The sequence below is a fragment of the Achromobacter arsenitoxydans SY8 genome (assembly GCF_000236785.1).
GTDB classification, from domain to species: domain Bacteria; phylum Pseudomonadota; class Gammaproteobacteria; order Burkholderiales; family Burkholderiaceae_B; genus Achromobacter; species Achromobacter arsenitoxydans.
In genome coordinates this window covers 69,449-92,071 of record NZ_AGUF01000029.1, presented here as the reverse complement: position 1 = coordinate 92,071, position 22,623 = coordinate 69,449, and the positions used below count along the sequence as shown (strand labels likewise).

Below are 22,623 nucleotides of genomic sequence, written 5' to 3'. Positions count from 1 at the left end.
AGTGAGAACCTTCGACGTATCCGATTGCCTGGCGTAGCGGCAATGATGCGCAGGACGCGAGAGCCGAGGCTCTTGCTGCAGTACCCAAGATTCGAACGGTTGACGCTAAGGCGTCAACGGCTCAAGCAGTTACGCTTGACGACCATAGCAAGGTGGTACCACTCCTTCCCATCCCGAACAGGACAGTGAAACGCCTTTGCGCCGATGATAGTGGACGGACGTCTGTGAAAGTAGGTCATCGTCAAGGTCTTATCCCTCAAAGCCCCACCGCGTCGCGGTGGGGCTTTGTCTTTGGGACATGGCGCGCGGCTTCCGTAGCAGGCCTGCAAGCCGCGCCAATATTGAATGTGCCCAAATAACAACGCTCGTGGGTGGGGTGGCTTTGTGCGGTAAGATTGACCGAGTCAATTCGTTGGAGCGTTATCGTGAGTGATCCCCAGACCCCCGTGCCCGGTACGACATTGGACCTGCGCACGTTGACCCACGTGGCCTATGGCTTGTATGCCCTGGGCTTTTTGACGAGTGGATTCCTGGGCATTGCCACGCTGGCTGCGGTTGTGCTGATGTACCTGAAGCGCTCGGACGCCGCCGGCACTGTCTACGCGGCCCATTTCGACTGGCTGCTGCGCACGTTCTGGTGGGCGCTGCTGTGGCTTGCGATCAGCGGCATCGCCACGCTCATCTTCATCGGCTGGATCGGTGTAGCGGCCACGATCGTGTGGGTGTTGTATCGGCTCATCAAGGGATGGCTGTCGCTGCTGGAAGGCAGCGCGCCCACGACATACGCGTGAGCCTTACGCGATGAACCCGAAGGCCGGCATGCATGCCGGCCTTTTCATTGCGTGTCTGTTGAAGATCTATGTGCGCCTGGCCCCCCAATGTCTGGGGCTGGAGGCCGAGGATGCAAGCGCGAGGACAGCGCTGTATTCAAGCGCCGCTGCGCTGGCTCTAGCGGAATCGCACATGCCGAACCACGCGATCTGACAATGAAGCGATCACGATCAGGCAATGAAGAGGGAGGAATGTGTGTCCACGGAGCGTGGAGCTGGCGGCAAATGCGCCGGAGATGGGGCTAACGTGGTGGAGCCGGGCTCGCCCGGCCGTAAGCCTGGGCGTCGCGACAATCCAAAGGCAGGGACGTACGCCGTACGCCCTTTGCCTGCTTACTTCAGATGTGCGTTGACCAGTTTGGTCAATTCGAACATCGTGACCTGATCCTTGCCAAAGATCGGGAGCAGCTTGGCATCGGCGTTGATGTTGCGCTTGTTGCTGGCATCTTGCAGGTTGTGCTTCTTGATGTATTCCCAGATCTTCTTGGTGACCTCGGTACGCGGCACGGCTTCCGAGCCGATGACGGCGGCCAGTTCGGCGCTGGGGGTCAGGGGCTTCATGAATGCAGCGTTCGGCTTGCGCGCGGTCGCGGGTTTGGAGGTTGTGGCCATAATGCGGCGCTCCTTCTCTGGCTGTTGGAAAAATTGTCCTGCGGCCGGAGCATAACGTGTCTCTCCAGTAAAGACAAAGGCATTTATCCTCTGTAGCAACTAAAATGCGCAGACTGTCCCCTCTATCACGTCATTCTGTAACGTCCTATGTACGCACGATCTCCGCTGGAATCGATTCGGCTTTTTCATGACGAATTGACGGCGCTCCGCCGCGATTTGCACGCACACCCGGAACTGGGCTTTGAAGAGGTCCGCACGTCGGGCATCGTTGCGGGCGCCCTGGAGGCGCTGGGCATCGAGGTGCATCGCGGTATCGGCAAGACAGGCGTGGTGGGTGTGATCCGCGGCAAACGCTGCGATAGCGGCCGCATGATTGGCCTGCGCGCGGATATGGACGCGCTGCCGATGACCGAAGACAACACGTTCGGGCACAAGTCCACCAAGCCCGGCCTGATGCATGGCTGCGGTCACGACGGCCATACGGCGGTGCTGATCGGTGCCGCTAAGTATCTGGCGCAGACGCGCAATTTCGACGGCACCGCGGTGCTGATTTTCCAGCCTGCCGAAGAAGGACGCGGCGGGGCGCGCGCCATGCTCGAGGATGGACTATTCGATACCTTTCCTTGCGACGCGATCTATGCATTGCATAATTGGCCCGGCCTGAAGCCAGGCACGATCGGCATCAACCCGGGGCCGATGATGGCGGCGGCCGATCGCTTCGAGATCCAGATCACGGGGCGAGGCGGTCACGGGGCTCATCCGTACCAGACGATTGATCCGGTCACGATCGCGGGTCATATCATTACGGCGCTGCAGACCATCGTGTCGCGCAACGTGAATCCGCTGGACTCCGCCGTCGTTTCGATTGGTTCGGTTCAGGCTGGACATCCGGGCGCGATGAGCGTGATTCCGCGTGAGGCCAAGATGGTGGGCACGGTGCGCACGTTCCGCAAGTCGGTCCAGGAAATGGTCGAGACGCGAATGCGCGAATTGGTTGGTGCGATTGCAGGCGCATTCGGCGGAACGGCCGAGGTGGTGTACGAGCGTATCTATCCCGCCACCCTGAATACGCCGCATCATGCAAACCTGGTGGCCGACATCGCTACCGAGATGATCGGCAAGGAGAATGTGGTGCGCGACCTGACGCCCTCGATGGGCTCAGAGGACTTTTCCTTCATGCTGCAGAGCAAGCCCGGCGCATACTTCCGCCTGGGCCAGGGCGGGGCCGATTCCGGCTGCGTGCTGCACAACTCGCATTTTGATTTCAACGATGCGGTCATCCCCTTGGGCAGCGCGATGTTCTGCGCGCTGGCCGAGCGGGGCATGCCGCTGGCAGATTAAGAAGCCTTCCCATGTCTATTCAAAGCACGACTCAACTGACCATCACCCGTCCCGACGACTGGCACCTGCACCTGCGCGATGGCGCCGCGCTGGAAGCCGTGGTTGCGGATACCGCCCGCCAGTTCGCGCGGGCCATCATCATGCCCAACCTGAAGCCGCCGGTGACCACGACCGAGCAGGCGCTGGCCTACCGCGGCCGCATTCTTGCGGCCCTGGACAAGGCAGGCGTCAATCCGGCTTCGTTCACTCCGCTGATGACGCTTTACCTGACGGACAATACCTCGGCCGAGGAAATCGTGCGGGCGCACGAGTCCGGCCAGGTTTATGCGGTGAAGCTGTATCCGGCTGGCGCCACAACCAATTCCGACGCCGGCGTGACCGACCTGCTGGGCAAGTGCTCGAAGGCGCTGGAGGCGCTGCAGAACTGCGGCATGCCGCTGCTGGTTCACGGCGAAGTGACCGACCCGTCAATCGACGTGTTCGACCGCGAAGCCATTTTTGTCGAGCGCGTTATGAAGCCGTTGCGGCGCGCCTTCCCGGCACTGAAGGTGGTGTTCGAGCACATCACGACGAAAGAGGGCGCGGAATACGTGCGCGATGCGGAAGGCCCGATCGCCGCAACGATCACGCCTCAGCACATGCTGTACAACCGCAACGCGATTTTCCAGGGCGGCGTGCGTCCGCATTGGTACTGCCTGCCAATCCTGAAGCGCGAGACCCATCGTCTGGCGTTGGTCGAAGCCGCCACCAGCGGCAGCCCGAGGTTTTTCCTGGGCACCGACAGCGCGCCGCACGCGCGAGGCTTGAAGGAGCATGCGTGCGGCTGTGCTGGCTGCTACACCGCCTTGCATGCGATGGAACTCTACGCGACGGCTTTCGAGGCGGCGGGCAAGCTCGACAAGCTGGAAGGATTCGCCAGTTTCCACGGCCCGGACTTCTACGGCCTGCCCCGCAACACGGGCACGCTGACGCTGACCCGCGAGACCTATCAGATTCCGGAAGAGCTGGCCTTTGGCAACACCACGCTGGTTCCGCTGGCGGCCGGCGAATCGCTGGCCTGGCGCGCGCACGTCTGACGGGCGGGCTGCAGCCAGTCTTGCGTGCGGTCTTGCATGAAAAAGGGTTGAGCGGCGGTAGGCCGTTCAACCCTTTTTGTTGGACGCGTTGCTATTTTTCTTGGCTCGCCTCTATATACGTATAGCGCGGTACGGTGATTCAGAGCGTGCCATCGCGGCGGGCCTCCAGCAGCTCCCACCGTGCGAACTTCTCTTCGAGTTCGCTTTCCAGTTTGGCAAGCTCGTCGTTGATGCGCTCGACTTCCGCCGGGGCTTCGCGGTACAGGCTGCCGTCCGCGAGCTTGCCCGCGAGCTCGGCCTGCTGCGCCTCGAGCGCGGCGATGGCGTCCGGCAGGCCTTCGAGTTCGCGCAGGTCCCAGGCGTTGATCTTGCCGGCTTTGGCAGGCTTGGGTCGAGCCGCCTTGGCGCGCGCGGCGCTTTCGTCGGCGGCCTTGGCCGGCTTGTCCGCGTCAGCCGGCGGAGCGGCCGGCGCGGGGCGCTGGGCGACCCATTCGTCGTACCCGCCCACATAGTCCCGCCAGTGACCGGCGCCTTCGTAGGCAATGGTCTGCGTCACGACGTTGTTGAGGAATGCGCGGTCGTGGCTGACGAGCAGCACGGTCCCGGCATATTCCTGCAGCAGCTCTTCCAGCAGTTCCAGCGTTTCGATGTCCAGGTCGTTGGTGGGTTCGTCCAGCACCAGTACGTTGGCGGGGCGCGCGAAGAGCCGCGCAAGCAGCAGGCGAGCGCGTTCGCCGCCGGACAGGCTGCGTACGGGCGAGCCCGCGCGCGCAGGCGAAAACAGGAAGTCGCCCAGGTAGGTCATCACGTGTTTGCGCACGCCGCCGATCTCGACCCATTCGCTGCCCGGGCTGATGATGTCGACGAGCGAGGCGTTTTCGTCGAGTTGCGCGCGCATCTGGTCGAAGTAGGCGACCGCGACATTGGTGCCCAAGCGAGTCGAGCCGGTGTCGGGCTGCATTTCGCCCAGAATGAGTTTGAGCAGCGTGGTCTTGCCGGCGCCGTTGGGGCCGATGATGCCGATGCGGTCGCCGCGCAGGATGGTCGTGGAGTAATCGTCGACGACGACCTTGTCGCCGAAGGTCTTGCCGACATGGTCGAGTTCAGCGACGAGCTTGCCCGAGCGCTGGCCTTCGGCCAGGGCAAGCGAGACATTGCCGACGCGCTCGCGGCGTTCGGCGCGCTGGACACGCAGGCTTTCCAGCCGGCGCACACGGCCTTCGTTGCGCGTGCGGCGGGCTTCCACGCCTTTGCGGATCCAGACTTCCTCTTGCGCGAGCAGCTTATCGAAGCGCGCCTGCTCCAGCCGTTCGGATTCCAGCCATTGGGCCTTGCGTTCCTGCCACTGGGAGAAGTTGCCTGGAAAGCTCAGGAGGCGGCCGCGGTCGAGTTCGACGATGCGGGTGGTGACCGCGTCCAGGAAGCGGCGGTCGTGGGTAATGATGACGGCTGCGCCTTTCCAGGCGCGCAACATGTCTTCCAGCCAGGCGATGCCATCGAAGTCCAGATGGTTGGTGGGCTCGTCCAGCAGCAGCAGATCGGGTTCGTCGACCAGGGCGCGAGCCAGGGCGACCCGCTTGCGGGTGCCCCCTGACAGGCCGGCGATCTGCACATCGGCGGGCAGCCCCAGCTTTTCCAGGACGGCGCGGGCGCGGGAGGGGCGCTGCCAGTCTTCGTGGTCGCCTTCCGAGTTGCAGACGACGTCGAAGACAGTCGCGTTGTCGTCCAGCTCCGGTTCTTGTTCGACGGTGGCGACGCGCAGGCCCGAATTGCGGGCGATGGAGCCGTCGTCGGGCAGGGTTCTGCCGTCAAGCAGCCGGAGCAGCGAGGACTTGCCCGCCCCGTTGCGGCCGATGAGCCCGATGCGTTCGCCGGCCTGGATGGCGAAGTCGGCATGATCCAGCAGCGGATGGTGGCCGTACGCAAGCTGGATGTCGGTCAGGGTGATGAGAGTTTCGAGGGCCATGTATAAGGAAAGCGTCTGCGGCGTCAAAGCGGATCAGCGCGTATTGTCGCAGGAACCCGGGGCGCTGTTGCGGGCAGGCCGGCAGGCCGGCCCCTTGGGGGACGGAGCCGGCGGCTGTAATAGAATACGGGCTGCAAGACGGGTCGGACGATCGCGGTGGATGCGAATCCATCGAGGAAGGTCCGGACTCCACAGGGCAGGGTAACGGCTAACGGCCGTCCGGTCGTGTCTTCGGACGCGGCTGAGGAATAGGACCACAGAGACGAGACTGCGGCGCGGGCGCGCTTTGCGCGCACTGATACGGCCATCTCCGTATTGCGCCTCCCGGCAACGGGCGGCGGCATCGCAGGGTGAAACGCGGCAACCTCTATCCGGAGCAACATCAAATAGGCATGCGTGCGGCCTCACGGCCGTGAAGGGCGGCTCCGTCCGAGCATGCGGGTAGATGGCTACAGCGGCTCAGCAATGATCCGCGCAGAGGAATGATCGTCCGCCAGGGAAACCTGGTGTACAGAATCCGGCCTATAGACCCGTCTTGCATTTGAAATTCCGCAGCACGCGCAGCCCGGCCTACGTCCGGCTGTGCGGCAGCCCTGGCTGCACCGGTTCATTTTTACCGGCGTGGTCAACGGCGGGCCCCAAGTCCCGCCCGCCGGAGAAAATCGACCGGCCGTAAACCGATGGGCTGCCATCGTTAGCCGCTACTTCTGAAGAAGGACTTTTAGAGTGTGTCGCAACCTCCTGATTTATTGGGAGGTTTTTCTTTTTGCGATTTTACAACTTGATCTAAGTCCTTGTTGTGATTGAAAAAATTGCAACCACGCGCTTGACCGCCCCTTTCCCATACCGTAGAGTGGGAAATAGTAGGAAATTGTGCAATTAAGTGGGGTACAAGTGGTGTTTCAGGGAAGCAGCGCGCTCACGCTGGATGCCAAGGGACGGATCTCGATTCCGACCCGGCATCGTGACGCGCTCATGTCGCAGGCCGAAGGCCGGCTGACCCTGACCCGCCACCCCGACGGCTGCTTGCTGGTGTATCCGCGGTCAGAGTGGGAAAAGAAGCGCGAACAGATCGCCGCCTTTCCCATGACGGCCCGGGCGCTGCAGCGGCTGTTGCTGGGCAACGCTCAGGACGTCGAACTGGACGGCTCCGGCCGGGTCCTGATCGCTCCTGAACTGCGCAACGCTTCCGGTATGACGCGCGATGTGATGCTGCTCGGTCTGGGCGCGCACTTCGAGCTGTGGGACGCCGCTACCCTGGCCAGCCGCGAGGCTGAGGACCTGGCCAAGGGTATGCCGGATGTGTTGAACCAGTTTTCGTTCTGAAAGAGTTATGGAATTCGAACATCGGCCCGTCCTGCTGGCGCCGACGGTGGACGCGCTTTTGCTGCCCGGCTTCGGCGGCAAGGGCGCGGCACGGTCGCACCCGCAGGACGAGCCCGATACGGCCACGCGAGCCGACAGCGGCGTTTTTGTCGACGGCACCTTCGGGCGTGGCGGGCACAGCCGCGAACTGCTTGGCCGTCTGGGCAAGCAGGCTCGGCTGGTGGTTTTTGACAAGGATCCCGAGGCAATCGCCGTTGCCAACGCGCTGGCGGCGCAGGACTCTCGGGTGACGGTCGTCCATGGTGGCTTTGCGACCATGGCGGAAGAGTTGGAGCAGCTCGGCATCGGCAAGGTCGATGGCGTGATGCTGGATCTGGGCGTTTCGTCGCCTCAGATTGATGACGCTGAGCGCGGTTTCTCGTTCATGCGAGACGGACCGCTCGATATGCGGATGGACACCACTCGTGGACCCACGGTGGCGGATTGGCTGGCGCAAGCCAGTGTGGATGAGATGCGGGAGGTCATAGCGGATTATGGCGAAGAACGGTTTGCTTTTCAGGTTGCAAAGGCGATTGCTGCTCGCCGCGCAACAAGGCCGCTGCGCACCACGCTCGAGCTTGCCGAGTGCGTCGCCAGCGCCGTCCGCACGCGCGAAAAGGGGCAACATCCGGCCACACGCACCTTTCAAGCTTTACGGATTTACATCAATCGGGAACTCGAAGAGCTCGCGCGCACCCTCGCGGCAGCTCTAGACCTGCTTGCCCCGGGAGGGAGGTTGGCGGTGATCAGCTTTCATTCGCTCGAAGACCGCATGGTCAAGCAATGCATTGCGGCGGCGGCGCGTCCGGCCGCCGCGCATGCACGCCTGCCGCTGCGTGAAAGCGAAATGCCACAGCCGGTCCTGCGTTCCCTGGGCAAGGTCGTGGCCGAAGACGATGAAGTCGCGGCCAATGCCCGTTCCCGCTCGGCCATCCTGCGTGTTGCCGAGCGCACCGAAACGCCTTTGCCCGCCGAAGGCGGTTTTGCGTTCGTCAAGATCGGCTCGCTGCCGGGCAGCGACCTGGCCCCGCCACCGCGCCGCGGCGGCAAGGGAGGGCGCCGCTAATGGGTCGCGTCAACCTGATCATTGCGGCTTTGCTGATGCTGTCGGCCATTTCCCTGGTCACCAGCCGGTATCAGTCGCGTCAGCTCTTTGTGGAGCTGGGCCGTGATCAGGCGCATGCACGCGACCTTGAAACCAATTGGCGGCGCCTGCAGCTCGAGCGCGCCGAGCTCGCCCGCAATGCGCGGGTGGACGCCATTGCGCGCGACGGCCTGAAGATGATCCCCATCGTCCCGGATCGCACGCTATATCTGAATCAGGCGCCCGTGCCCGCCGCGGCAGGGGGCGCACAATGAAGCGCGTTCCTTTCTTCGACAATCCCGTCCTGCGTGGACAGCTGCCCACGTGGCGCGCCCGCCTGGTGCTGATCCTGCTGTTTGGCGGATTCACCGTGCTGGCTGGCCGCGCGCTGTTCCTGCAAGGCCTGTCGACGGAATTCCTGCAGCAGCAGGGCGAACGGCGCTATGAGCGCACGCTGACGCTGGCCGCGACGCGCGGCAAGATCACGGACCGCAACGGCGCGGTGCTGGCCTCGAGTGTGCCGGCGCGCGCCATCTGGGCGATCCCGGAAGACGTGAAGCAGGCCACGCCCAGCCAGATTGATTCCCTGGCCAAGCTGCTGGAGACGCCGGCGGCAGACCTGCGCCGCCGCCTGGTGGACGAAGACAAGAACTTCGTCTACCTGAAGCGCCAGGTCTCGATGGACGTGGCCGACAAGATCAAGCAGTTGGGCCTGCCGGGCGTGCACCAGCAGCCCGAAACCCGCCGCTATTACCCGGACGGCGACGTGATGGCTCACGTCGTGGGCTTCAACAGCGTCGAAGACCAGGGCCAGGAAGGCGTCGAGCTGACCTTCAATCAGCAACTGTCGGGCCGCCCCGGCAGCCGCCGCGTCATCAAGGACCGGCTGGGCCGCGTGATCGAGGACGTGCAGGCCGTCACCCTGCCGGTGGACGGTCGCGACCTGCGCCTGTCGATCGACACCCGCCTGCAGTACCTGGTGTTCAAGGCACTGAAGGACGCCATGGACAAGCACCAGGCCAAGGGCGCCACCGCCGTGGTCGTGGACGTGCATACCGGCGAGATCCTGGCGCTGGCCAACGTGCCGACTTTCGATCCGAACAAGCGCGAAACCTTCCATGGGTCGAAGCTGCGCAATCAGGCCATTACCGATACGTTCGAGCCCGGCTCCATCATGAAGCCGTTCACCGCGGCGTTGGCGCTGGACCTGGGGCGCATCACCACGTCGACGCTGTTTGAAACCGGCAATGGCCGTTTCTCCTATCAGGGCAGCACTATCAGCGACGTGAGCCGCAACGGCACGCTGGATGTGGCGGGCGTGCTGCGCAAGTCCAGCAATATCGGCATGACGATGATCTCCGAGAAGCTGGAATCACGTGAAATGTGGGACCGCTTCACGGAATTGGGCCTGGGCCAGGCTCCGCAGGTGGGATTTCCCGGCGCGGCGCCCGGACGCCTGCGTCCGTGGGACCGCTGGCGCCTGATTGAAAAGGCCACGATGGCCTACGGCTACGGCCTGTCGGTGTCGCTGCTGCAGGTGGCGCGCGCTTATACCGTTTTCGCGCGTAACGGCGACATGGTGTCCCTGACCCTGGTCAAGCGCGACAGCGATCCCACCAGCGTCAAGATCTACACGCCGAAGACGACCGCGATGGTGCGCGCCATGCTGGAAGCCGCGGCCGGCCCGGAAGGCACAAAGGCCGCCCAGGTGCAGGGCTATCGCGTGGCGGGCAAGAGCGGCACGGCCCGCAAGATCGTGGACGGCAAGTACAGCACCCAGCGCTACCGCAGTTCCTACGTGGGCTTCGCGCCGGTGTCGGACCCCAAGATTGTGGTCGCCGTGTCGATCGACGAACCGACGATAGGCGGCTATTACGGCGGCGCCATCGCCGCGCCCGTGTTCTCCCAAATCGTGGGGGGGAGCCTGAGGCTGATGGGGGTGCGGCCCGACGCGCCTTTTGAATCCACGATTGTTGCTGGTATCAAGGAGCCAGGCAGATGAGCGCCAAAGGCTTCCTCTCTAACCCTGTCGCCACGGTTGCCGAGACCGTGGCGTGGTTGCATGCGCGCGTCTCGCTGACCGCGCACCTCAAGCTGGACTCGCGCGAAATCGAGCCGGGCGACGTATTTGTCGCCTGCCCGGGCCTGTCCAGCGACGGACGCCTCTATATAGATAAGGCGCTGGCGCTGGGCGCCAGCGCGGTGCTGTTCGAAGCGCCCGCCACCGACGCCATCTTGGCCGCGGCGGCGGATACCCCCATGCTGCCGGTGACCGGCCTGCGCTCGCTGCTGGGCGAACTGGGCGACACCTGGTACGGCCGCCCGTCGGCCGCGCTGGCGGTGGTGGCGGTGACCGGCACCAACGGCAAGACGTCCTCGGTCCAGTGGATCGCCCATGCGCTAAGCCGCAACGACAAGGCGTGCGGCACCATCGGCACGCTGGGCGCCGTGCTGCCCGATGGCCGCACGCTGGGCGGCGACCTGACCACGCCCGACGTCCTGACCGTGCACCGCACGCTGGCCGCGATGCGCGACGCCGGCGCGAAAGCGGTGGCCATGGAGGCGTCGTCCATCGGCATCGAACAGGGCCGGATGGATGGCGTGCGCGTTGCGCTGGCCGCCTTTACGAACCTCACGCGCGACCATCTTGACTATCACGTCACGATGGAGCGCTACGAAGCGGCGAAGGCTCGCCTGTTCCGCTGGCCGGGCCTGACGTCCGCCGTGATCAACGCCGACGACGAGGCGGGGCGGCGGTTGCTTGCCGGCCTGCCCGACAGCGTGTCGCCGATGGGCTATAGCCTGAGCGAAGACGCCGCGATCCCCGCCGCGATGCGGGCGCGCGATCTGCAAGCCACTTCGCAAGGCCAGATTTTCACGCTGGTGTCGCCGCATGGCGAAGCCCAGATCGTGACGCGCCTGCTGGGCGCACACAATGTGTCGAACCTGCTGCTGGTGGCGGGCGTGCTCTATAAGCTGGGCCTGCCGTTCGCGCAGATCGCGCGCGAACTGGCCGCGACCGACCCGGTGGACGGCCGCCTGCAGACCGTGGAACCGTTGGCCGCCGGCGCTCAAGCCCATGCGGGCCGAGGCCCGCTGGTGGTGGTGGACTACGCACACACGCCGGACGCGCTGTCCCGGGCGCTGCTGGCGTTGCGCGCCGTATCCGATGCGCGCGCCGGCCGGCTGATCTGCCTGTTCGGCTGCGGCGGCGAGCGCGATCCGGGCAAGCGTCCCGTGATGGGCGGCGTCGCGGCGGAACTGGCCGACCACGTTGTGGTGTCTAGCGACAACCCGCGCACGGAGTCGCCGGAAGCCATCGTCGAACAGATACTGGCCGGCATTCCCGAGTCCGCTCACGCGGACGTCCAGGTGGACCGCGCGCGCGCCATCATGCAGACCATCTGGGCGGCTTCGCCGGAAGATGTAGTGCTGCTGGCGGGCAAGGGCCACGAGACCTATCAGGACATCGGGGGCGAAAAGCTCCCGTTCGATGACCGCGAATGGGCGCGGCTGGCGTTGCTGCTGCCGCAGGTGAAGGGCGTTTCCACGGACACGCGCCGCATTGGCGAGAGCGAATTGTTCGTCGCGCTGGTGGGCGAGAACTTCGATGCGCACGACTACCTGGACCAGGCCGAGTCGCGCGGCGCATGCGCTGCGGTCGTGGCGCATGCCGTACACGATACCCGCTTGCCGCAGCTGGTCCTGGGCGACACCCGTGTTGCGCTGATGCGCATCGGCGCCGCATGGCGCGCGCGATTCGCGCTGCCCGTGGTGGCCGTGACCGGCAGCAATGGCAAGACGACCACCAAGGAAATGATCTCGGCCATGCTGGCCGAATGGCAGGGCGAGGCCGCTCGTCTGGCCACGGCGGGCAATCTGAACAACGACATCGGCGTGCCGTTGACGCTGCTGCGCCTGCGTCCCGAGCATCGGGCCGCCGTGTTCGAGCTGGGCATGAACCATCCCGGCGAAATCGCGCAGCTGGCCGCCCTGGCGGCGCCGACCGTGACGCTGGTCACCAATGCCCAGCGCGAGCACCAGGAATTCATGCATACCGTGGAAGCGGTTGCGCACGAGAACGGTGCCGCCATCGCGGCGTTGCCGCAGGACGGCGTCGCGGTCTACCCGGGCGACGAACCTTATTCGGCGATCTGGGATGCGCTGGCCGAGCCGCGCCGCGTGCTGCGTTTTGGCCTGCAGCCCGGACTGGACGTCTATGCGGAACAGATCATCGCGGAAGTGGACGCCACGCGCTGCCGCGTGGTGACGCCGGTCGGCACCGCCGACCTGGCGCTGCCCGTGCCCGGCCTGCACAACCTGCGCAACGCGCTGGCGGCCATCGCCAGCGCGATCGCCGCGGGGGCGCCGCTCGAGACCGCGGTGCGGGCGCTGGCGGGGTTTTCCCCGGTCGCCGGCCGCATGCAGCACAAGCGAATGAGTGACGGAACATTGCTCATTGATGACACCTACAATGCCAACCCCGATTCGGTTCGCGCGGCCATCGACGTGCTCGCGCGCATCGCCGGCACGCGAGTCCTGGTGCTGGGCGACATGGGTGAAATCGGGGACAACGGCCCCGCCATGCATGCCGAGGTGGGCAATTATGCGCGCGAGCATGGGCTCGACGCTTTCATCACGCTAGGCGAAGCCAGCCGGGCGGCAGCCGCCGCATTCGGCCCGGGCGCACACGCCTGCGCATCGGTAGACGAAGTCGTTGCCGCGTTGCGCGGCCTGCGTCCGTCCTGCGTATTGGTAAAAGGATCGCGCTTTATGCGCATGGAGCGGGTAGTGACGGCTTTTTCTTCGACTGACGGTATTGCGGCCAAGGGGCAGGGAGAGCAGCATGCTGCTTGAGATCGCCCGCCTGCTTTCCGACGATGTTCGCGCGCTGGGCGTGTTCGAATACATCACCTTGCGCGCCGTGCTGGCGTGCGCGACGGCGCTGCTGATCGGCCTGGTGGCCGGTCCGCGCGTGATCCGCAAACTGACTGAAATGAAGATCGGCCAGGCCGTGCGCGCCTATGGCCCGGAGTCGCACCTGGTCAAAACCGGCACGCCCACCATGGGCGGGGTGTTGATCCTGATCTCCATCGCCATCAGCACCCTGCTGTGGGCCGACTGGACGAACCGCTTCGTGTGGGTCGTGCTGCTGGTGACTTTCGGTTTCGGCTGGATCGGCTGGCGCGACGATTACCGCAAGGTGGTCTATCGCGATCCCGAAGGCATGCCGGCTCGGCAGAAGTTCTTCTGGCAAGCCACCATCGGCATGGTGGCCGCGGTGTATCTGGCGTTCGCGGTGTCTGCACCCGCCAATACGGAACTCTGGCCTCTGTTCAAGGCCTGGGTGGGCAGCGGCTTCACGATGTCCCTGCCCACGCGCGCCGACCTGATCGTGCCGTTCTTCAAGACGGTGAGCTATCCGCTCGGCGTGCTGGGATTTGTGGCGCTGACCTGGGCGGTGATCGTCGGCACCAGCAACGCGGTGAACCTCACCGATGGCCTGGATGGCTTGGCCATCATGCCGACCGTGATGGTGGGCAGCGCGCTGGGCATCTTTGCCTACGTGGTCGGCCGCGTCGACTATTCGAAGTATCTGCTGTTTCCGTATATTCCCGGCGCTGCCGAATTGATGGTGCTATGCGCCGCGATCGGCGGGGCGGGGCTGGCATTTTTATGGTTCAACGCGTATCCGGCGCAGGTCTTCATGGGCGACGTCGGCGCACTCGCGTTGGGCGGCGCGTTGGGCACGATCGCTGTCATCGTGCGCCAGGAGATCGTGCTGTTCATCATGGGCGGCGTGTTCGTGGTCGAGACCCTTTCCGTGATGGTGCAAGTGACTTGGTTCAAGTACACGAAGCGACGTTATGGAACAGGTAGACGCATTTTCCGCATGGCGCCGTTGCATCATCACTTTGAAGTGGGCGGCTGGAAAGAAACCCAGGTGGTCGTGCGTTTCTGGATCATCAGCATGATGCTGGTGCTGATTGGCCTCTCTACCCTGAAGTTGCGATGAATACGATGGAAACCTCCCGCGCTGACGCGCCGCTCGTCCTGATCCTCGGATTGGGCGAGACGGGTGTCGCCGCCGCTCGCTGGTGCGCCCGATTGGGCGCCCGCTTGCGCGTGGCCGACACGCGCGCAGAACCGGGCGGGCTTGCCGCGCTGCGCGAAGCGCTGGCGCAGAGCGACGTGGAATATTGCCTGGGATGCGACGGATCGTTTGCCACGGACCTGCTCGACGGGGTTACCCAACTGGTGCTCAGCCCCGGCCTGGCGCCTGCTCAGGCGCCAGCGGCGGACATTCTGCGCGAGGCCGAGGCCCGCGGAATCGAAGTCGTCGGCGAAATCGAACTGTTTGCGCGTGCGCTTGCGGACCTGGCGCAGACGCGCGAGTACCGGCCGCGCCTGCTGGCCGTGACGGGCACCAACGGCAAGACCACCGTGACGGCGCTGACCCGGCAATTGATTGAAGCCAGCGGCATGACCGTGCTGGCCGCGGGCAATATCAGCCCCGCGGCGCTGGCCGCGCTGATGGATGCGCTGGATACCGAGGCGCTGCCGCAGGTGTGGGTGCTGGAACTGTCCAGTTTCCAGCTGGAAACCACGCACACGCTGATGGCCGACGCGGCCGTCGTGCTGAACGTCACCCAGGACCACCTGGACTGGCATGGCGGCATGCAGCCCTATGCGCAGGCCAAGGCGCGCCTCCTGAAGATGGCGCGGGTGGCGATCGTCAATCGCGACGATTCGTACACCGTCGATATGGTTCCGGCGCTGAACGCCATGCACGTGCGCAGTTTCGGCCGCGACCTGCCGGAGCTGGTGGGCGACATGGGCCTGGAACTGGGGCAGGGCGTGGCGTGGCTGACGGCCTGCGAGCCCAGCGATTTCGACGAACCGGCTCCGCCCGTGCGGCGCAAGAAGGACGCGCCCGAGCCCGTCCGGGCCAAGGGGCGCATGAGCCGCCTGATGCCGGTCGATGCCCTGCGCATCCGCGGCATCCACAATGCATTGAATGCGCTGGCGGCGCTGCAACTGGCGCGCTGCCTGGACCTGGGCTGGGGCGCCATGCTGCGTGCGCTGCGCGAGTATGCGGGCGAGCCCCATCGCGCGGCTTTCGTACGCACGATCGGCGGCGTCGACTACATCAACGACAGCAAGGGCACCAACGTGGGCGCTACAGTGGCCGCGCTGGAAGGCCTGGGGCAGCCGGTCGTGCTGATCGCCGGCGGCCAGGGCAAGGGCCAGGATTTCTCCCCGCTGATTCCCGTGGTGTCGCGCCACGCGCGCGCCGTGATGCTGATCGGCGCGGACGGCCCCGAGATCGGCCGCGTGCTGGCGCCGACCGGCGTCAACTGCGTGACGGCGGCATCGCTGCGCGACGCGGTGCGCGGCGCGGCGGAACTGGCGCAGCCGGGCGATGCCGTGCTGCTGTCGCCCGCGTGCGCCAGCCTGGACATGTTCCGCAATTACCCGCATCGCGGACAGGTGTTCGTGGAAGAAGTTGAAGACCTGGCCCGCGACCGTGGAGAGGTGGCATGAGCCTGATCGCCGATCTCACCGCCAGCGTCAACGCCGTACGGCCCGGCCGTACCAAGATGCGCAACTTCGATCTGCCGCTGGTCATCGCGGCATCGACGCTGTTGCTGCTCGGCTTGCTGATGGTGTATTCGGCGTCGATCGCGCTGGCCGACGGCCCGCGATACGCGTCTTATGGGCGCTATTACTTTGTGATCCGGCATGGCCTGTTCGTCAGCGCCGGCCTGCTGGCGGGCGCCGTGGTGCTGGCGATTCCCATCCGTGTCTGGCAGCGCCTTGCCGTGCCGCTGTTCATGGTGTCGATCGCCTTGCTGGTCGCGGTGCTGATTCCCGGGATCGGCCGCGAGGTCAACGGCGCGCACCGCTGGATCCCGCTGGGTCCGCTGAACTTCCAGCCCTCCGAACTGATGAAGCTGGCCGCCCTGCTTTACGCGGCCGACTACACCGTCCGCAAGCAGGAGCACATGCAGGCGTTCGCCCGCGGCTTCCTGCCGATGGCTTTCGCGCTGGCCGGCGTGGGCATGCTGCTGCTGCTGGAGCCCGACCTGGGCGCCTTCATGGTGATCGTGGCCATCGCCATCGGCATCCTGTTCCTGGGCGGCATCAACGGCAAGTACTTCAGCAGCCTGCTGGCGGTGCTGGTCGGCACGTTCCTGATGTTGATCTGGCTGTCGCCGTGGCGCCGCGCGCGTCTTTTCGCGTACCTGGATCCCTGGAACGAGGACAACGCCTATGGCAGCGCCTACCAGCTTTCGCATTCGCTGATCGCGCTGGGCCGGGGAGAGTGGCTGGGCGTGGGCCTGGGCGCCAGCGTCGAAAAACTGCACTACCTGCCCGAAGCGCATACGGACTTCCTGATGGCGGTGGTGGGCGAGGAACTGGGCTTCGTTGGGGTGATGACGGTGATCACGCTGTTCGCCATCATCATCTATCGTGGATTCGACATCGGCCGCCAGGCCATCGCCATGGAACGCACGTTCGCGGGGCTGGTGGCGCACGGCGTGGCGATGTGGTTCGGCGTGCAGTCGTTCATCAACATGGGCGTTTGCCTGGGGCTGCTGCCCACGAAGGGCCTGACCCTGCCGCTGATGAGCTACGGCGGCTCGGGCGTGGTGATGAACCTGTGCGCGCTGGCGATGCTGATCCGGGTCGACGTGGAAAACCGCATCATGATGCGGGGAGGACGGGTATGACCGCCGCCCGCACCATCCTGATCATGGCTGGCGGAACCGGCGGCCACATCATGCCGGGCCTGGCCGTGGCCGACGTGCTGCGCGAGCGCGGCTGGCGCGTGCTGTGGCTGGGCAATCCCGAAAAAATGGAAGGCAAGCTGGTGCCGCCGCGCGGTATTGAGCTGGTGCCGCTGCGTTTCCAGGGCGTGCGCGGCAAGGGCGCATCCGCGTTGCTGAAGCTGCCGTTCCTGCTGCTGCGCGCGTTCGCGCAAGCGTGGTCGCGGCTGTCCGACGTGCGTCCCGACGTGGTGCTGGGCATGGGCGGTTATGTGGCGTTCCCGGGCGGCGTGATTGCCGCGCTGCGCGGCACGCCGCTGGTCGTGCACGAGCAGAACGCCGTCGCCGGCACCGCCAACAAGTGCCTGGCGAAGATGTCGCGCCGCGTGCTGAGCGGCTTCCCCGGCGTCTTGCCCAAGGGCGAGGCCATGGGCAACCCGGTGCGCGCCGACCTGTGCGCCTTGCCGGATCCGGCCGCGCGCTATGCCGGCCGCAGCGGTCCGCTGCGCGTCCTGGTGGTGGGCGGAAGCCTGGGGGCGCAGGCGCTGAACACTACCGTGCCGCAGGCGCTTGCGCGCCTGCCGCTGGAAAGCCGGCCGACGGTCGTCCATCAGGCTGGCGAACAACATTTGCCCGCGCTGCAGCAAGCCTACGCCCAGGCGGGCGTGCAGGCCGACTGCCGCGCGTTTATTGATGACATGGCGGGCGCCATGGCCGAGGCCGATCTGCTGATCTGCCGCGCAGGCGCCATGACGGTGTCCGAAGTGGCCGCGGCCGGCGTCGCGGCGCTGTTCGTGCCGTTCCCGCATGCCATTGATGACCATCAAACCGCCAACGCGCGCTTCCTGAGCGACGCGCAGGCCGCCTGGCTGCAACCGCAGACCGCCATGACGCCCGAGTGGCTGGCGGACTGGCTTGCCCAGCGCTCCCGACAAGAACTGCAGGCTGTCGCCGTCCGGGCCCGCGCACATGCGCGCCCCGACGCGGCTGCCCATATCGCCGACGTCTGTGAACAAGCAGCGGGGCGTTCATCATGAAACACAGAATTCAACATATCCATTTCGTAGGCATCGGCGGTTCCGGCATGAGCGGCATCGCCGAAGTGCTGCTCAACCTGGGCTATGCCATCAGCGGTTCCGACCTGAACGAGTCGGCGGTAACGCGCCGTCTGGCCGGGCTGGGCGTGAAGATCGCCATCGGCCACGCTGCAAGCAACGTTACGGGCGCGGGCGCCATCGTCACGTCCACCGCCGTCGCGGGCGACAACCCCGAGGTGATCGCCGCGCGTTCCGCGCGTATCCCCGTTGTCCCGCGCGCCATCATGCTGGCCGAACTGATGCGCCTGAAGCGCGGCATTGCCGTCGCGGGTACGCATGGCAAGACCACGACGACCAGCCTGGTGGCCAGCGTGCTCGCCGCGGGCGACCTGGACCCCACCTTCGTGATCGGCGGACGCCTGAATTCGGCCGGCGCCAATGCGCGGCTGGGGCAGGGCGACTACATCGTGGTCGAAGCCGACGAGTCCGACGCGTCGTTCCTGAACCTGCTGCCGGTGATGGCCATCGTGACCAACATTGATGCCGATCACATGGACACCTACGGGCACGATGTGGCGCGCCTCAAGAGCGCCTTCATCGAGTTCACGCAGCGCCTGCCGTTCTACGGCAGCGCGGTGCTGTGCTCGGACGACGCCAATGTGCGCGAGATCATGCCTTTCGTGTCGCGCCCCATCACGACCTATGGGCTGAACCCGGAGGCGCAGGTCCGCGCCTACGAAGTGCAGCCCCAAGGCACGCGCATGCGCTTCAACGTGCAGCGCACGCACGGCGATACCCTGCTGCCGCCGCTGCAGGTGGAACTGAACCTGCCGGGTCTGCACAACGTGCGCAACGCCCTGGCCGCAATCGCGGTGGCGACCGAACTGGGCGTATCCGATGCCGCCATTTGCGATGCGCTGGCCGCGTTCAAGGGCGTGGGCCGCCGTTTCACGCAGACCGGCGAGTTTCCCGTGCCGGCCCGTCATGGCGGCGGCACCTTCACGGTGATCGACGACTACGGCCACCACCCGGTGGAAATGTCCGCGACGTTGGCCGCCGCCCGCGGCGCCTGGCCGGACCGTCGCATTGTGCTGGCCTTCCAGCCGCACCGCTACACGCGCACGCGGGATTGTTTCGAGGACTTCGTGCGTGTGCTGGGAACCGCCGACGCCGTGCTGCTGACCGAGGTCTATGCGGCCGGTGAGCCGCCCCTGGTCGCGGCCGACGGCCGTGCGCTGTCGCGCGCCCTGCGGGTGGCGGGCAAGGTGGAACCGGTGTTTGTGGAAGAGGTGACCGACCTGCCGCAGGCGGTCGTGGATTTCGTGCGCGATGGCGACGTGGTCATCGTGATGGGTGCGGGTTCGATCAGCAAGGTCCCGGCCCAGGTGGGAGAACTGGCATGAGCAAGCAATTCGGCAAGGTGGGTGTGTTGTACGGCGGCAAGTCCGCCGAGCGCGAAGTGTCCCTGATGTCGGGCAAGGGCGTGCAGCAGGCGCTGATCAGCGCCGGCGTGGACGCGCACCTGTTCGATACGGGCGAGCGCAGCCTCGCCGAACTGGCTGCCGAAGGCTTTGACCGCGTGTTCATTGCGCTGCACGGCCGCTATGGCGAAGACGGCACGATCCAGGGCGCTCTGGAGCTGCTGGGCATCCCGTACACCGGCAGCGGCCCGATGGCCTCGGCGCTGGCCATGGACAAGACCATGACCAAGCGCATCTGGCTGCAGCATGGTCTGCCCACGCCGGATTTCGAAGTGCTGGATGCGGATACCGAGCTGCGCCTGGTGCCGGACCGCCTGAGCCTGCCGCTGATCATCAAGCCGCCGCACGAAGGCTCGACCGTCGGCATCACCAAGGTGGTGGGCTACTCGGACATGAAGGAAGCCTATGCAGCCGCGGCGCGCTTCGACGCCGAGGTCCTGGCCGAGCAGTTCATCACCGGCCGCGAACTGACCGTGGCGGTGCTGGGTTCCGGCAAGTCCGCCCGCGCGCTGCCGGTAATCGAGATCGCCGCGCCCGGCGGCAACTACGACTACGAGCACAAGTATTTTTCGGACGACACCCAGTACTTCTGCCCGGCAACCTTGCCGCCGGAAGTGGCTGAAGAAGTCGCCCGGATTGCCGTAAAGGCCTATCAGACGCTGGGTTGCGAAGGCTGGGGGCGCGCCGACTTCATCCTCGACCGCGACAACCGGCCCTGGCTGCTTGAAATGAATACGTCGCCCGGCATGACCGGCCATTCGCTGGTGCCCATGGCGGCGAAGGCCGTGGGGATCAGTTACGCCGACCTGTGCGTGGCGATCCTGTCCGAGGCTTCGTGCAAGGTGCACAGCCCCGCCCGCAACGCTTGACCTGGATATTCCGTGTGGAACGACGCTCGTACTACCAACCTGATCGCCAACACGCTAGCCGTGCTGGCGGTTTGCGCCTTGCTCGTCGCGGGCGTGGCGTGGGTGGCGCAGCGTCCGTACTTCACGCTGTCGGCTATCGAGCTGGAGTCGATGCCGGACACCGAATTGCACTACGTGTCGACGGGAGCCGTGCGGTCGGCGATCGCGGGCCGCGTGCAGGGCAATTTCTTCACGGTGGACCTGGACGACGCGCGCGAGATCTTCGAATCCGTGCCCTGGGTGCGGCACGCGACCGTGCGCAGGATCTGGCCCAACGTGCTGCGCGTGCGCATCGAGGAACAGCAGCCGTTGGCGCTGTGGAACGAGAACCAGATGATCAACACCTGGGGCGAAGCGTTCACGGCCAACACCGGCGAGGTGGACGACGAGACGGTGCTGCCGCAGTTCTCCGGGCCCGACGGCTCGGAATCGCTGGTCGTGCAGCGCTATGCCGAACTGGCGCGCTGGTTCGCGCCGCTGGACATGCATGTGGACCAGTTGGAACTGAGCCCGCGCTACGCCTGGCGCGTCGTGCTGTCCAACGGCATGCTGCTGGACCTGGGCCGCGATCCGGGCGCCGATGCGCCGGACCCGCATGGCCTGCCCGGCGCGCTGCCATTCGCTGCGCGCATTCAACGTTTTGTGCAGGCGTGGCCCGCCGTGTCGGGGCGCCTGGAAGGGCGCACCATCACGCAGGCCGACTTGCGCTACCCCAATGGTTTCGCCCTGGCGCTGGCCCCGTTGCCCGCGTCGGAAACCAAATCCAAATCAACACCGAAACCTCCCAAGAAACGCTAACGCCATGACCCGTGACATCAAGGACCTTATCGTCGCCCTCGATATCGGCACCAGCAAGGTGGTGGCTGTGGTGGCTGAAATCCTGCCTGAAGGCCGCTTTGAAGTGCTAGGCCTGGGCCAGCACGAATCGCGCGGCATGCGCAAGGGCGTGGTCGTCAATATCGAGACCACTGTGAATTCCATCCAGCGCGCGCTTGAAGAAGCCGAGCTGATGGCAGATTGCAAGATTCGAGACGTCTACACCGGCATCGCCGGCAGCCATATCCGCAGCTTCAATTCCAGCGGCATGGTCGCTGTGAAGGACAAGGAAGTCACCGCCACCGACGTCGCCCGCGTCATCGAGACCGCCAAGGCGGTGAACATCCCGACCGACCAGCAGGTGCTGCACGTGCTGACGCAGGAGTTCATCGTCGACGGCCAGGAAGACATCCGCGAGCCGATCGGCATGAGCGGCCTGCGCCTGGAAGTGCGCGTGCACATCGTGACGGGCGCGGTCAGCGCCGCCCAGAACATCGTCAAGTGCGTGCGCCGCTGCGGCCTGGAAGTGCAGGACCTGATTCTGCAGCCCCTGGCCTCGAGCCTGGCCGTGCTGACGGCCGACGAGAAAGAGCTGGGTGTGGTGCTGGTCGACATCGGCGGCGGCACCACCGACGTGGCGATCTTCACCGGCGGCGCGATCCGCCATACCGCCGTGCTGCCGATCGCCGGCGACCAGATCACCAACGACATCGCCGCGATGCTGCGCACGCCGACGCCCGATGCCGAGGAAATCAAGCTGCGCTACGGCGTCGCCAAGCAGGTGCTGGCCAGCCCGGACGAGTCCGTGGAAGTGCCCGGCCTGGGCGATCGCGGTCCCCGCCAGGTCAAGCGCCAGGCGCTGGGCGCCGTCATCGAGCCGCGCGTGGAAGAACTGTTCACGCTGGTGCAGCAGGTGGTGCGCGACTCCGGCTACGAAGACCTGCTGGCTTCCGGCGTGGTCCTGACCGGCGGGTCGGCGCAATTGCCCGGCATGATCGAACTGGCCGAGGACGTGTTCCTCAAACCGGTCCGCGTGGCGGTGCCCGAATATGAAGGCAGCCTGGCCGACGTGATGCGCAATCCGCGCTTCTCGACGGTGATGGGGCTGCTGCAGGAAGCGCGCATGCAGCGTGTGCGGGGCCGCAAGGTGGCTGCGCAGACGGGCAACTTCAAAAGCCTGCTGGCGCGCATGAAGGAATGGTTTATGAATTAAAGGGTGCAGGTTGGGGCCTGCTCCTTGGCAAGAACCGCGGCAGTGTTGCGGGGCGAGCCAGAAAGAGGAGGCGTCTCAAACCCGTCGCGGACCTATGTAGTCGGCATCGGCTTTGAGGCGATT

The 22,623-nt window shown here is 65.6% G+C and carries 18 protein-coding genes, 1 rRNA gene and 1 other RNA gene; 18 read left to right on the top strand and 2 right to left on the bottom strand.

Annotated features, from left to right (window positions below; genetic code table 11):
* Nucleotides 1-134: 134 nt before the first annotated feature.
* Both rrf and KYC_RS06540 read left to right on the top strand, forming a co-directional pair.
* Nucleotides 135-247 (top strand): 5S ribosomal RNA (rrf, locus tag KYC_RS06545).
* Nucleotides 248-425: 178 nt separating this feature from the next.
* Nucleotides 426-791 carry a DUF4870 family protein gene (locus KYC_RS06540; protein WP_043517742.1) on the top strand — a complete coding sequence of 122 codons (366 nt, stop codon included), beginning with the start codon at nucleotides 426-428 and terminating at the stop codon, nucleotides 789-791.
* Nucleotides 792-1,163: 372 nt separating this feature from the next.
* Here KYC_RS06540 and KYC_RS06530 read toward each other — a convergent pair whose 3' ends face one another.
* Nucleotides 1,164-1,442, bottom strand: a complete 279-nt coding sequence (locus KYC_RS06530; protein ID WP_008160134.1) for an SWIB/MDM2 domain-containing protein — start codon at nucleotides 1,440-1,442, stop codon at nucleotides 1,164-1,166.
* 147 nt (nucleotides 1,443-1,589) lie between these two features.
* On the opposite strand from KYC_RS06530, the gene KYC_RS06525 reads away from it, so the two are divergent.
* Both KYC_RS06525 and pyrC read left to right on the top strand, forming a co-directional pair.
* On the top strand, nucleotides 1,590-2,783 hold the full coding sequence (locus KYC_RS06525) for a M20 aminoacylase family protein (protein ID WP_008160133.1): 1,194 nt from the start codon (nucleotides 1,590-1,592) through the stop codon (nucleotides 2,781-2,783).
* A gap of 11 nt (nucleotides 2,784-2,794) precedes the next feature.
* Nucleotides 2,795-3,859 (top strand): dihydroorotase, encoded by a 1,065-nt coding sequence (gene pyrC, locus KYC_RS06520; protein WP_008160131.1) that lies wholly within the window; start codon nucleotides 2,795-2,797, stop codon nucleotides 3,857-3,859.
* Between the two features lie 139 nt (nucleotides 3,860-3,998).
* Here pyrC and KYC_RS06515 read toward each other — a convergent pair whose 3' ends face one another.
* Entirely contained in the window at nucleotides 3,999-5,825 is a 1,827-nt protein-coding gene (locus KYC_RS06515; protein WP_008160130.1) for an ATP-binding cassette domain-containing protein, read from the bottom strand.
* 135 nt (nucleotides 5,826-5,960) lie between these two features.
* Here KYC_RS06515 and rnpB point away from each other — a divergent pair.
* From rnpB to ftsA, 14 genes are all read left to right on the top strand, one after another.
* Nucleotides 5,961-6,366: RNase P RNA component class A (rnpB, locus tag KYC_RS28365), an RNA gene on the top strand.
* Between the two features lie 356 nt (nucleotides 6,367-6,722).
* Nucleotides 6,723-7,151: a division/cell wall cluster transcriptional repressor MraZ gene (mraZ, locus tag KYC_RS06510; protein ID WP_008160128.1), complete on the top strand. Its 429-nt coding sequence runs from the start codon at nucleotides 6,723-6,725 to the stop codon at nucleotides 7,149-7,151.
* Nucleotides 7,152-7,158: 7 nt separating this feature from the next.
* The gene (gene rsmH / locus KYC_RS06505; RefSeq protein WP_008160127.1) at nucleotides 7,159-8,256 is read left to right on the top strand and encodes a 16S rRNA (cytosine(1402)-N(4))-methyltransferase RsmH; all 1,098 of its coding nucleotides are present in this window, start codon (nucleotides 7,159-7,161) and stop codon (nucleotides 8,254-8,256) included.
* Complete coding sequence (gene ftsL / locus KYC_RS06500; RefSeq protein WP_008160124.1) at nucleotides 8,256-8,549, top strand: cell division protein FtsL; 294 nt, start codon at nucleotides 8,256-8,258, stop codon at nucleotides 8,547-8,549. The genes rsmH and ftsL overlap by 1 nt, the downstream gene beginning before the upstream one ends.
* Nucleotides 8,546-10,276 (top strand): peptidoglycan D,D-transpeptidase FtsI family protein, encoded by a 1,731-nt coding sequence (locus tag KYC_RS06495; RefSeq protein ID WP_008160122.1) that lies wholly within the window; start codon nucleotides 8,546-8,548, stop codon nucleotides 10,274-10,276. The genes ftsL and KYC_RS06495 overlap by 4 nt, the downstream gene beginning before the upstream one ends.
* Entirely contained in the window at nucleotides 10,273-13,131 is a 2,859-nt protein-coding gene (gene murF / locus KYC_RS06490) for a bifunctional UDP-N-acetylmuramoyl-L-alanyl-D-glutamate--2,6-diaminopimelate ligase MurE/UDP-N-acetylmuramoyl-tripeptide--D-alanyl-D-alanine ligase MurF (RefSeq protein WP_008160120.1), read from the top strand. The genes KYC_RS06495 and murF overlap by 4 nt, the downstream gene beginning before the upstream one ends.
* Complete coding sequence (gene mraY / locus KYC_RS06485; RefSeq protein ID WP_008160118.1) at nucleotides 13,121-14,290, top strand: phospho-N-acetylmuramoyl-pentapeptide-transferase; 1,170 nt, start codon at nucleotides 13,121-13,123, stop codon at nucleotides 14,288-14,290. Before murF ends, mraY begins: the two co-directional genes overlap by 11 nt.
* Nucleotides 14,287-15,819 (top strand): UDP-N-acetylmuramoyl-L-alanine--D-glutamate ligase, encoded by a 1,533-nt coding sequence (gene murD, locus KYC_RS06480; RefSeq protein ID WP_008160116.1) that lies wholly within the window; start codon nucleotides 14,287-14,289, stop codon nucleotides 15,817-15,819. Before mraY ends, murD begins: the two co-directional genes overlap by 4 nt.
* Nucleotides 15,816-17,009 carry a putative lipid II flippase FtsW gene (gene ftsW / locus KYC_RS06475; protein WP_008160113.1) on the top strand — a complete coding sequence of 398 codons (1,194 nt, stop codon included), beginning with the start codon at nucleotides 15,816-15,818 and terminating at the stop codon, nucleotides 17,007-17,009. The genes murD and ftsW overlap by 4 nt, the downstream gene beginning before the upstream one ends.
* Nucleotides 17,006-18,082 (top strand): undecaprenyldiphospho-muramoylpentapeptide beta-N-acetylglucosaminyltransferase, encoded by a 1,077-nt coding sequence (gene murG, locus KYC_RS06470; protein WP_008160112.1) that lies wholly within the window; start codon nucleotides 17,006-17,008, stop codon nucleotides 18,080-18,082. The genes ftsW and murG overlap by 4 nt, the downstream gene beginning before the upstream one ends.
* Nucleotides 18,079-19,485: a UDP-N-acetylmuramate--L-alanine ligase gene (gene murC / locus KYC_RS06465; RefSeq protein WP_008160110.1), complete on the top strand. Its 1,407-nt coding sequence runs from the start codon at nucleotides 18,079-18,081 to the stop codon at nucleotides 19,483-19,485. Before murG ends, murC begins: the two co-directional genes overlap by 4 nt.
* Nucleotides 19,482-20,432, top strand: a complete 951-nt coding sequence (locus tag KYC_RS06460) for a D-alanine--D-alanine ligase (protein ID WP_008160107.1) — start codon at nucleotides 19,482-19,484, stop codon at nucleotides 20,430-20,432. The genes murC and KYC_RS06460 overlap by 4 nt, the downstream gene beginning before the upstream one ends.
* Before the next feature lie 12 nt (nucleotides 20,433-20,444).
* Entirely contained in the window at nucleotides 20,445-21,269 is an 825-nt protein-coding gene (locus KYC_RS06455) for a cell division protein FtsQ/DivIB (RefSeq protein ID WP_008160106.1), read from the top strand.
* Between the two features lie 4 nt (nucleotides 21,270-21,273).
* Complete coding sequence (ftsA, locus tag KYC_RS06450; RefSeq protein WP_006217473.1) at nucleotides 21,274-22,500, top strand: cell division protein FtsA; 1,227 nt, start codon at nucleotides 21,274-21,276, stop codon at nucleotides 22,498-22,500.
* The last annotated feature ends 123 nt before the right edge of the window (nucleotides 22,501-22,623 follow it).

What these genes read in the sequence shown, in the direction of transcription:
- KYC_RS06530 (WP_008160134.1), bottom strand. Translation starts at nt 1,442, where the DNA reads ATGGCCACAACCTCCAAACCCGCGACCGCGCGCAAGCCGAACGCTGCA.
- KYC_RS06525 (WP_008160133.1), top strand. Translation starts at nt 1,590, where the DNA reads ATGTACGCACGATCTCCGCTGGAATCGATTCGGCTTTTTCATGACGAA.
- pyrC (WP_008160131.1), top strand. Translation starts at nt 2,795, where the DNA reads ATGTCTATTCAAAGCACGACTCAACTGACCATCACCCGTCCCGACGAC.
- KYC_RS06515 (WP_008160130.1), bottom strand. Translation starts at nt 5,825, where the DNA reads ATGGCCCTCGAAACTCTCATCACCCTGACCGACATCCAGCTTGCGTAC.
- rsmH (WP_008160127.1), top strand. Translation starts at nt 7,159, where the DNA reads ATGGAATTCGAACATCGGCCCGTCCTGCTGGCGCCGACGGTGGACGCG.
- ftsL (WP_008160124.1), top strand. Translation starts at nt 8,256, where the DNA reads ATGGGTCGCGTCAACCTGATCATTGCGGCTTTGCTGATGCTGTCGGCC.
- KYC_RS06495 (WP_008160122.1), top strand. Translation starts at nt 8,546, where the DNA reads ATGAAGCGCGTTCCTTTCTTCGACAATCCCGTCCTGCGTGGACAGCTG.
- murF (WP_008160120.1), top strand. Translation starts at nt 10,273, where the DNA reads ATGAGCGCCAAAGGCTTCCTCTCTAACCCTGTCGCCACGGTTGCCGAG.
- mraY (WP_008160118.1), top strand. Translation starts at nt 13,121, where the DNA reads ATGCTGCTTGAGATCGCCCGCCTGCTTTCCGACGATGTTCGCGCGCTG.
- murD (WP_008160116.1), top strand. Translation starts at nt 14,287, where the DNA reads ATGAATACGATGGAAACCTCCCGCGCTGACGCGCCGCTCGTCCTGATC.
- ftsW (WP_008160113.1), top strand. Translation starts at nt 15,816, where the DNA reads ATGAGCCTGATCGCCGATCTCACCGCCAGCGTCAACGCCGTACGGCCC.
- murG (WP_008160112.1), top strand. Translation starts at nt 17,006, where the DNA reads ATGACCGCCGCCCGCACCATCCTGATCATGGCTGGCGGAACCGGCGGC.
- murC (WP_008160110.1), top strand. Translation starts at nt 18,079, where the DNA reads ATGAAACACAGAATTCAACATATCCATTTCGTAGGCATCGGCGGTTCC.
- KYC_RS06460 (WP_008160107.1), top strand. Translation starts at nt 19,482, where the DNA reads ATGAGCAAGCAATTCGGCAAGGTGGGTGTGTTGTACGGCGGCAAGTCC.
- ftsA (WP_006217473.1), top strand. Translation starts at nt 21,274, where the DNA reads ATGACCCGTGACATCAAGGACCTTATCGTCGCCCTCGATATCGGCACC.